9 protein-coding genes are annotated in these 8,367 nt (G+C 69.9%); 8 read left to right on the forward strand and 1 reads right to left on the reverse strand.

Annotated features, from left to right (window positions below; all coding sequences use genetic code 11):
- Positions 1-143: 143 nt before the first annotated feature.
- Positions 144-1,367, reverse strand: coding sequence for an isochorismate synthase (locus tag PV363_RS13635; protein WP_301022592.1), 1,224 nt, complete (start codon positions 1,365-1,367; stop codon positions 144-146).
- A 134-nt stretch (positions 1,368-1,501) separates the two neighbouring features.
- On the opposite strand from PV363_RS13635, the gene PV363_RS13640 reads away from it, so the two are divergent.
- The 8 genes from PV363_RS13640 to PV363_RS13675 form a co-directional block, all read left to right on the forward strand.
- Positions 1,502-2,194 (forward strand): demethylmenaquinone methyltransferase, encoded by a 693-nt coding sequence (locus PV363_RS13640; RefSeq protein ID WP_220342130.1) that lies wholly within the window; start codon positions 1,502-1,504, stop codon positions 2,192-2,194.
- 217 nt (positions 2,195-2,411) lie between these two features.
- The gene (locus tag PV363_RS13645) at positions 2,412-2,771 is read left to right on the forward strand and encodes an NADH-quinone oxidoreductase subunit A (protein ID WP_220342129.1); all 360 of its coding nucleotides are present in this window, start codon (positions 2,412-2,414) and stop codon (positions 2,769-2,771) included.
- 1 nt (position 2,772) lies between these two features.
- Positions 2,773-3,327: an NADH-quinone oxidoreductase subunit B gene (locus PV363_RS13650; protein WP_220342128.1), complete on the forward strand. Its 555-nt coding sequence runs from the start codon at positions 2,773-2,775 to the stop codon at positions 3,325-3,327.
- 101 nt (positions 3,328-3,428) lie between these two features.
- Positions 3,429-4,043 carry an NADH-quinone oxidoreductase subunit C gene (locus PV363_RS13655; RefSeq protein ID WP_255559082.1) on the forward strand — a complete coding sequence of 205 codons (615 nt, stop codon included), beginning with the start codon at positions 3,429-3,431 and terminating at the stop codon, positions 4,041-4,043.
- The gene (locus tag PV363_RS13660) at positions 4,040-5,389 is read left to right on the forward strand and encodes an NADH-quinone oxidoreductase subunit D (protein ID WP_220364920.1); all 1,350 of its coding nucleotides are present in this window, start codon (positions 4,040-4,042) and stop codon (positions 5,387-5,389) included. The genes PV363_RS13655 and PV363_RS13660 overlap by 4 nt, the downstream gene beginning before the upstream one ends.
- 5 nt (positions 5,390-5,394) lie before the next feature.
- A complete protein-coding gene (nuoE, locus tag PV363_RS13665) occupies positions 5,395-6,207 on the forward strand; it encodes an NADH-quinone oxidoreductase subunit NuoE (protein ID WP_220342541.1) in 813 nt (270 codons plus the stop codon).
- The gene (gene nuoF / locus PV363_RS13670; RefSeq protein WP_220342125.1) at positions 6,204-7,523 is read left to right on the forward strand and encodes an NADH-quinone oxidoreductase subunit NuoF; all 1,320 of its coding nucleotides are present in this window, start codon (positions 6,204-6,206) and stop codon (positions 7,521-7,523) included. Before nuoE ends, nuoF begins: the two co-directional genes overlap by 4 nt.
- On the forward strand, positions 7,520-8,367 hold an 848-nt coding region (locus PV363_RS13675; protein WP_301022591.1), incomplete at its 3' end, for a 2Fe-2S iron-sulfur cluster-binding protein. The genes nuoF and PV363_RS13675, both read left to right, overlap by 4 nt.

Below are 8,367 nucleotides of genomic sequence, written 5' to 3' on the forward strand. Positions count from 1 at the left end.
TACCGGCTCGTGTCCGCGGGCACGATCGAGGAGAAGGTCGTCGAGCTGAAGTCCCGCAAGGCCGAGCTCGTCGCCAGCGTGCTCGACGAGGCTTCCTCGTCCTCCGGCGAGCTCAGCGCCGACGACCTCGCCGGACTGTTCTCCTAGGCGCTGGTGAGCGCGTCGCGCACCGGGACGAGCTTGGCCTGCGCCTCGGCGAGCTCAGCCTCCGGGTCGGAGTCGGCGACGATCCCGCACCCCGCAAAGAGGCGCACCCGCGCGCCGTCGTACTCCGCCGAGCGCAGCGCGATGCCCCACTCGCCGTCGCCGTCGGCGTCGATCCACCCGACCGGCGCCGCGTAGCGGCCACGGTCGAGATGCTCGATCTCCGCGATCAGCTCGAGCGCGACCGAGCGCGGTGTCCCGCCCACCGCCGCCGAGGGGTGCAGCGCCTCGGCGAGGTCGCGGGCGCTCGCCGACTCGTGGTCGGCGACGACACCGGCGACGTCGGTCGCCAGGTGCATCACGTTGGGCAGGTGGAGCACGAACGGGGTCTCGGGGACGTTGGTCGACGAGCAGTACGGCTCGAGGGCGTCGGCGACCGATCGCACGGCGTACTCGTGCTCCTCCAGGTCCTTGCTGGAACGCGCGAGCGAGCCCGCCAGCGCGAGGTCGCGGGCGTCGTCACCGGTCCGGCGGATGGTGCCGGCGAGGACACGGGAGGTGACGAGACCTCGCTCACGGCGGACGAGCATCTCGGGCGTGGCACCGAAGAGGTGGTCGACGTGGAAGGTCCAGCAGTTGGGGTAGGCCTCGGCCAGGCGACGCAGCGGCGCTCTGACGTCGAGCGGCGCGGCGAGGTCGGCGACCAGGTCGCGCGCGAGCACGACCTTGTCGAGTCGACCGGCCTCGATACGGCGGACCGCCTCGGCCACGATCGACTCCCACTGGGTGCCGGAGGTCGACCCGTCGGTGAAGACAGCGTCCTCGGGGGCGGAGGGGGCGTCGGTAGGGGCGACGTCGGCCGACGGAGCGAGCGCCTCCTCGCGGATGGTGGTCACCCAGGTGGTCCCGCCGCGTCGACCGACCACCACCCGGGGGACGATCAGGACCGAGCTGCCGGGCTCACGGCCGCGGGTGCGTCCGGAGTCGTCGGCGAAAGCGAACGACCCGAAGGCCAACAGGCCGCTGCCGGGCACACCCACACGGTCTCGGACCACGGCGTGCGCGGAGACCTCGCGCCACCACTGACTGGCCTCGGCGAAGCGCTTGTCGCCGGCGGTCTCGATGCGGGCAGCCTCACCCCATCCCACGATGCCGTCGCCGTCGCGGACCCAGGCCAGCGCGCCGTCGGCGGGGAGCAGGTGAGTGAGGGGGACGTCCTCCAGCGCGGCGGGGTCGAGAGAGACCGTCTGCGCCACGAGCCGGAGGGGTCCACGCAGGGGGACGACGGTGTCGGTCACGTCAGCCAGGGTACGACCCGTTCCCCGGCGACCGCTGCGGCGCGTGACACAGTAGGCGCGTGAGCCGAGCCAGCCTGGACAAGCAGCCGCACGAGGTCGCCTCGATGTTCGACGCCGTCGCGCGACGCTACGACCTCACGAACGACGTGCTGTCGTTGGGGCAGGACCGCCACTGGCGCCGTCGGGTGCGAGACCTCGTCGCGGCGGGTCCCGGAGACCGGGTCCTCGACCTCGCGGCCGGCACGGGGACGTCGTCGGTGCCGTTCGCGAAGGACGGCGCGTACGTCGTGCCGTGCGACTTCAGCATCGGCATGCTCCGCGAGGGCAAGCGTCACCACGGCGAGCTTCCGTTCACCGCCGGTGACGGGATGCGGCTGCCGTTCGCCGACGACTCGTTCGACGCGGTCACGATCTCGTTCGGCCTGCGCAACGTCCACGAGCCGGCGGTCGCTCTCGAGGAGATGCTCCGGGTCACCCGGCCGGGTGGTCGCCTCGTGGTCTGCGAGTTCAGCCACCCGACGTTCGGCCCGTTCCGCAAGGTCTACCTCGAGTACCTCATGCGGGCGCTCCCGCCGGCCGCACGCGCTGTCTCGTCCAACCCCGACTCGTACGTCTACCTGGCGGAGTCGATCATGGCCTGGCCGGACCAGCTGGGCCTCGCCAAGGTCATCGCCGACAGCGGGTGGGGTCCCGTCCGCTGGGAGAACCTCTCCGCCGGCATCGTGGCCCTCCACACCGCGACCAAGGGCTGACCCGCCCGTTACGCCCGCCCTGTGGCGATTGAATTACGCAACGCCGGTGGGACGTAATCGCAGGTGGGACAGCATGTCGCGCTGCGGCCCGTGACCTCGCCCACCCCCTGTCGAACCAGCCTCGAAGCCGTGGCATAGTGACGTGAAACACAAGATCTCACTCGACCGTGAGAGCGTGTGAACAGGCTCGTGAAGATTTTCACGAAGGGAGGATGCGGTGACCGAGTACACGCCGATCTTGGTGCTCGCCGTCATCTCGGGAGCGTTCGCGGTGTTCTCCGTGCTGATCGCGCCGATGACCGGGCCCAAGCGCTACAACCGCGCCAAGCTCGACTCGTACGAGTGCGGGATCGAGCCCACCCCCCAGGCGGTCGGCGGGGGCCGCATCCCGGTGAAGTACTTCATCACGGCGATGCTCTTCATCGTCTTCGACGTCGAGATCATCTTCCTCTACCCCTTCGCGGTGGAGTTCGACCTTCTCGGCTGGTTCGGCATCGTCGAGATGCTGCTGTTCATCGCGACGGTCTTCGTCGCGTACGTGTACGTCTGGCGCCGCGGCGGACTGGAGTGGGACTGACATGGGCCTGGAGGAGAAGCTCCCGAGCGGAGTGCTGCTGACGACCGTGGAAGGGCTTGCGGGCTACTTCCGCAAGGCGTCCTTCTGGCCGGCCACCTTCGGCCTGGCCTGCTGCGCGATCGAGATGATGGAGTTCGGTGCTCCCAAGTACGACTCGTCCCGCTTCGGCATGGAGGTCTTCCGGGCCTCGCCGCGCCAGGCCGACCTGATGATCGTCGCCGGCCGCGTGAGCCAGAAGATGGCGCCGGTCCTGCGGCAGATCTACGACCAGATGGCCAACCCGAAGTACGTGCTCGCGATGGGTGTGTGCGCGAGCTCGGGCGGGATGTTCAACAACTACGCGATCGTGCAGGGCGTCGATCACATCGTGCCCGTCGACATGTACCTTCCCGGCTGCCCGCCGCGGCCGGAGATGCTCATCGACTCGGTGATGAAGCTGCACACCAAGATCCAGGAGACCAAGCTCGGCCAGCACCGCCTCGACCAGATCGACTCGGACGAGAAGGTCGCTCTCGAGGCCGTGCCGGCCTCGGCGATGAAGGGCCTGCTGCGATGACCGGCGGGAGCACCCAGGACCCGAGCAGCACGACCGTCGGCGGTGAGGAGGTCGTCCCGTCGGAGGCCCGCACGCTCGAGGTCGTCGAGGTCCGCGAGGGCATGTTCGGCGTCCGCGGCTCCGGCGACACCTCTGGCTACGGCAGGCTGCAGCGCCCGGTCGCCATGCCGGGCACCGCGCGACGGCCGTACGGCGGCTGGTTCGACGAGGTCGCCGACCGGCTCGAGCAGCTCGCCGGCGAGGGTGCGGTCGAGTCCGTCGTGGTGGACCGCGACGAGCTGACCCTGCACGTGCGGCGCGAGAGCATCCTCGAGGTCGCCCGGCACCTGCGCGACGACGCGGCCCTGCGCTACGAGCTCTGCAGCGGGATCTCCGGGGTCCACTACCCGCACGAGATCGGCCGCGAGCTGCACGCGGTCTACCACCTGCTGTCGATGACCCACAACCGGCGCATCCGCCTCGAGGTCGCCGTGCCCGACGCCGACCCGCACGTCCCGTCGGTCGTATCGGTCTACCCGACCGCCGACTGGCACGAGCGCGAGACGTACGACTTCTTCGGGATCATCTTCGACGGCCACCCCGCGCTCACCCGGATCCTCATGCCCGACGACTGGCCGGGTCACCCGCAGCGCAAGGAATACCCGCTCGGCGGCATCCCCGTCGAGTACAAGGGCGCCACCATCCCACCGCCAGACGAGCGGAGGTCTTACTCATGAGCACCACACAGACCGGTCCCGACCCGTACGCCCAGAGCCAGGACACGACGTCCGGGCGCGTCTTCACCGTCACCGGTCAGGACTGGGACACCGTGGTCGCGGGCGTCGATCCCGACGCCTCCGAGCGCATCGTCGTCAACATGGGTCCGCAACACCCGTCGACCCACGGCGTGCTGCGCCTGATCCTCGAGATCGACGGCGAGGCGGTGACCGAGGCCCGGTGCGGCATCGGCTACCTGCACACCGGCATCGAGAAGAACATGGAGTACCGGACCTGGACGCAGGGCGTGACGTTCTGCACCCGGATGGACTACCTGTCCCCGATGTACAACGAGGCCGCCTACGTGATGGCCGTCGAGAAGCTCCTCGGCATCACCGACCAGGTCCCTGAGAAGTCCCAGGTCCTGCGCGTGATGATGATGGAGATCAACCGGATCTCCTCGCACCTCGTCGCGATCGCGACCGGGGGCATGGAGATCGGCGCCCTGACCGTGATGACGGTCGGGTTCCGTGAGCGCGAGCTCTGCCTCGACATCTTCGAGCTGTTCACGGGCCTGCGGATGAACCACGCCTACATCCGACCCGGCGGCGTCGCCGTCGACGTCCCCGAAGGCGGGCTCGACGCGGTCGACCGGTTCGTCGCGCTGATGCGCAAGCGGCTCCCGGAGCTCGCCGCACTCTGCAACCAGAACCCGATCTTCAAGGGCCGCCTCAAGGACGTGGGCTACCTCGACCTGGCCGGCTGCCTGGCGCTCGGCGTCACCGGACCGCCGCTGCGGTCGACCGGGTACGACTGGGACCTTCGCAAGAAGCAGCCCTACTCCGGCTACGAGACGTACGACTTCGACGTCATCACGCGCGACGAGCCTGACGCGTACGGACGCTTCCGCATCCGCATGGACGAGATGGACGAGTCCCTGCGGATCGTCGAGCAGTGCGTGACCCGCCTGCGCGGGCTGGAGGGTGCTCCGGTGATGGTCGGGGACCGCAAGATCGCCTGGCCGTCGCAGCTGTCTGTGGGTCCCGACGGCCAGGGCAACTCGGCCGACCACATCCGCCACATCATGGGTGAGTCGATGGAGGCGCTGATCCACCACTTCAAGCTGGTGACCGAGGGCTTCCGCGTCCCGGCCGGCCAGGTCTACACCAGCGTGGAGTCCCCCCGCGGCGAGCTCGCGTGCCACCTCGTCTCCGACGGCGGCACCCGTCCGTACCGTGCGCACTTCCGCGACCCGTCCTTCAGCAACCTGCAGGCGACCGCGGCGATGTCGGAGGGCGGCATGCTCTCCGACGTCATCGTCGCCGTCGCCAGCATCGACCCCGTGATGGGAGGAGTGGACCGGTGAGTGGTCTGGACTCCGCACGCGTGCGCGACGACCTTCAGGCGATCATGGCCCGCTACCCGCAGAAGCGATCGGCCCTGCTGCCGATGCTCCACCTGGTGCAGTCCGTCGAGGGCCGGGTGACCGCCGAGGGGATCGAGCTGTGCGCCGAGCTCCTCGACGTCTCGACGGCGGAGGTCAACGGCGTCGCGACGTTCTACACGATGTACAAGCGGCGTGACGTCGGCGAGCACCACGTCGGGGTCTGCACCAACACGCTGTGCGCGGTGATGGGCGGCGACGCGATCTTCGCCCGGCTGCGCGAGCACCTCGGTGTCGGCAACGACGAGCGGACCGCCGACGGCAAGGTGACGCTCGAGCACATCGAGTGCAACGCGGCCTGCGACTACGCGCCGGTGATGACGGTCAACTGGGAGTTCTTCGACAACCAGACCCCCGACTCCGCGGTCGAGCTCGTCGACGACCTGCGCGCGGGCAGGACCCGCACGGCGACCCGGGGCGCGCAGATCACCAGCTGGCGCGAGGCCGAGCGTGTGCTCGCCGGGTTCCCCGACGGTCGCGCCCACGAGGGCCCTGCCGCGGGGGAGCCGTCCCTCGCGGGTCTGCGGCTGGCGAACGAGCACGGCTGGACAGCCCCCGACGGTGCGCGCCCGAGCGGCGACCAGCTGAGCGGCGAGCGACCGAGCGAGACCGGCACCACCGGCGACGACGCCGGTGCCGCCGTCAAGCAGGCAGACACCCAGCGGGCCGAGTCCGAGACCAAGGTCGACGACAGCACCACCCCACCCGCACAGCGCGACGAGGCGGAGGAGACCGAATGAGCGTCGCACCCCTCACCCCGGTCCTCACCCGAGGGTGGGACCACGAGCGCGCGTGGACGCTGGACGCGTACGGCGAGTACGCCGCCCTGCGTACGGCCCTGCAGACCGAGCCGGACGCGCTCATCGAGACCGTGAAGGCCTCCGGCCTGCGCGGGCGCGGCGGCGCCGGCTTCCCGACGGGCATGAAGTGGAGCTTCATCCCGCAGGACCCGAGCAAGCCGGGCGGCGACAAGCCGCACTACCTCGTCGTCAACGCCGACGAGTCCGAGCCGGGCACCTGCAAGGACATCCCGCTCATGATGGCCAGCCCGCACACCCTGGTCGAGGGCGTTGCGATCACCTGCCACGCGATCCGGGCCAAGAAGGCGTTCATCTACGTCCGCGGCGAGGTGCTGCACGTGATCCGTCGCCTCCAGGCCGCGGTCGAGGAGGCGTACGAGGCAGGGTTCCTGGGGACGGACGTGTTCGGGTCGGGCATCGACCTCGACGTCGTCGTGCACGCCGGCGCCGGCGCGTACATCTGCGGTGAAGAGACCGCGCTCCTCGACTCCCTCGAGGGGCGCCGGGGCCAACCGCGGCTGCGACCGCCCTTCCCCGCGGTGGCCGGCCTCTACGCCGCGCCGACGGTGATCAACAACGTCGAGTCCATCGCCTCGGTGCCCTGCATCGTGGAGAACGGACCCGACTGGTTCGGCTCGATGGGCACCGAGAAGTCCAAGGGCATGACGCTCTACTCCCTCTCGGGCCACGTGAAGCGCCCCGGTCAGTACGAGGCGCCGCTCGGCATCACGCTGCGCGAGCTCCTCGACCTCTCCGGTGGCATGCGCGAGGGCTCGGAGCTGAAGTTCTGGACGCCCGGCGGCTCGTCCACACCGCTGTTGACCGCCGAGCACCTCGACGTCCCTCTCGACTACGAGGGCGTCGCCGGTGCCGGCTCCATGCTGGGCACCAAGGCGCTGCAGGTGTTCGACCAGACCACCTCGGTGGTCCGCTGCGTCCTGCGGTGGACCGAGTTCTACAAGCACGAGTCCTGCGGCAAGTGCACGCCGTGCCGTGAGGGCACCTGGTGGCTGGTCCAGACGCTCGAGCGCCTCGAGGCCGGCAAGGGCCAGGACGGCGACATCGAGCTGCTCCTCGACCAGTGCGACAACATCCTCGGACGTGCGTTCTGCGCGCTCGGCGACGGGGCGACGAGCCCGATCACGTCGGCGATCGAGCACTTCCGCGACGAGTTCGAGGCCGGGATGCACACCCCGGCATGGGACCTGTTCCCATACGAGGCCTCCACGGCCTGGCGGAAGGGAGCGTCGGCATGACCGTCACCCACAACAACGAGTCCGGCACCGAGGCTGCTCGTGCCGACGAGAACCTCGTGACGCTGACCATCGACGACGTCGAGGTCAGCGTCCCGGAGGGCACGCTGCTGATCCGCGCCGCCGAACTCATCGGTGTCGAGATCCCGCGCTTCTGCGACCACCCGCTGCTGGCGCCTGTGGGCGCGTGCCGCCAGTGCCTCGTCGACGTTCCTGACGCGGGCAACGGGCGCGGCTTCCCCAAGCCGCAGGCGTCGTGCACGCTCCCGGTGTCGCCGGGGATGGTCGTCAAGACGCAGGTCACGTCACCGGTCGCCGACAAGGCCCAGACGGGGATCTTGGAGTTCCTCCTGATCAACCACCCGCTCGACTGTCCGATGTGCGACAAGGGCGGCGAGTGCCCGCTGCAGAACCAGGCGATGAGCCACGGTCGCGGCGAGACACGCTTCAACGAGGTCAAGCGGACCTTCCCCAAGCCGCTCGCCATCTCGCCGCAGATCCTGCTCGACCGGGAGCGCTGCGTCCTGTGCGCCCGCTGCACGCGCTTCTCGGAGCAGATCGCGGGTGACCCGTTCATCGCGATGGCCGAGCGCGGGGCGCTCCAGCAGGTGGCGATCTACGAGAACGAGCCCTACTCGTCCTACTTCTCGGGCAACACGATCCAGATCTGTCCCGTCGGCGCCCTGACCAGCAGCGCCTACCGGTTCCGCTCGCGCCCGTTCGACCTCGTCTCGACGCCGTCGGTGGCCGAGCACGACGCGTGCGGCGCGGCGATCCGCGTCGACCACCGCCGCGGCAAGGTGATGCGTCGCCTGGCCGGCGACGACCCCGAGGTCAACGAGGAGTG

This window comes from Mumia sp., assembly GCF_028803055.1.
In the GTDB taxonomy this organism is placed as follows: Bacteria; Actinomycetota; Actinomycetes; order Propionibacteriales; family Nocardioidaceae; genus Mumia.

Coding starts and splice junctions, on each gene's coding strand:
- PV363_RS13650 (WP_220342128.1), top strand. CDS start 2,773: ATGGGCCTGGAGGAGAAGCTCCCGAGCGGAGTGCTGCTGACGACCGTG.
- PV363_RS13655 (WP_255559082.1), top strand. CDS start 3,429: ATGTTCGGCGTCCGCGGCTCCGGCGACACCTCTGGCTACGGCAGGCTG.
- PV363_RS13660 (WP_220364920.1), top strand. CDS start 4,040: ATGAGCACCACACAGACCGGTCCCGACCCGTACGCCCAGAGCCAGGAC.
- nuoF (WP_220342125.1), top strand. CDS start 6,204: ATGAGCGTCGCACCCCTCACCCCGGTCCTCACCCGAGGGTGGGACCAC.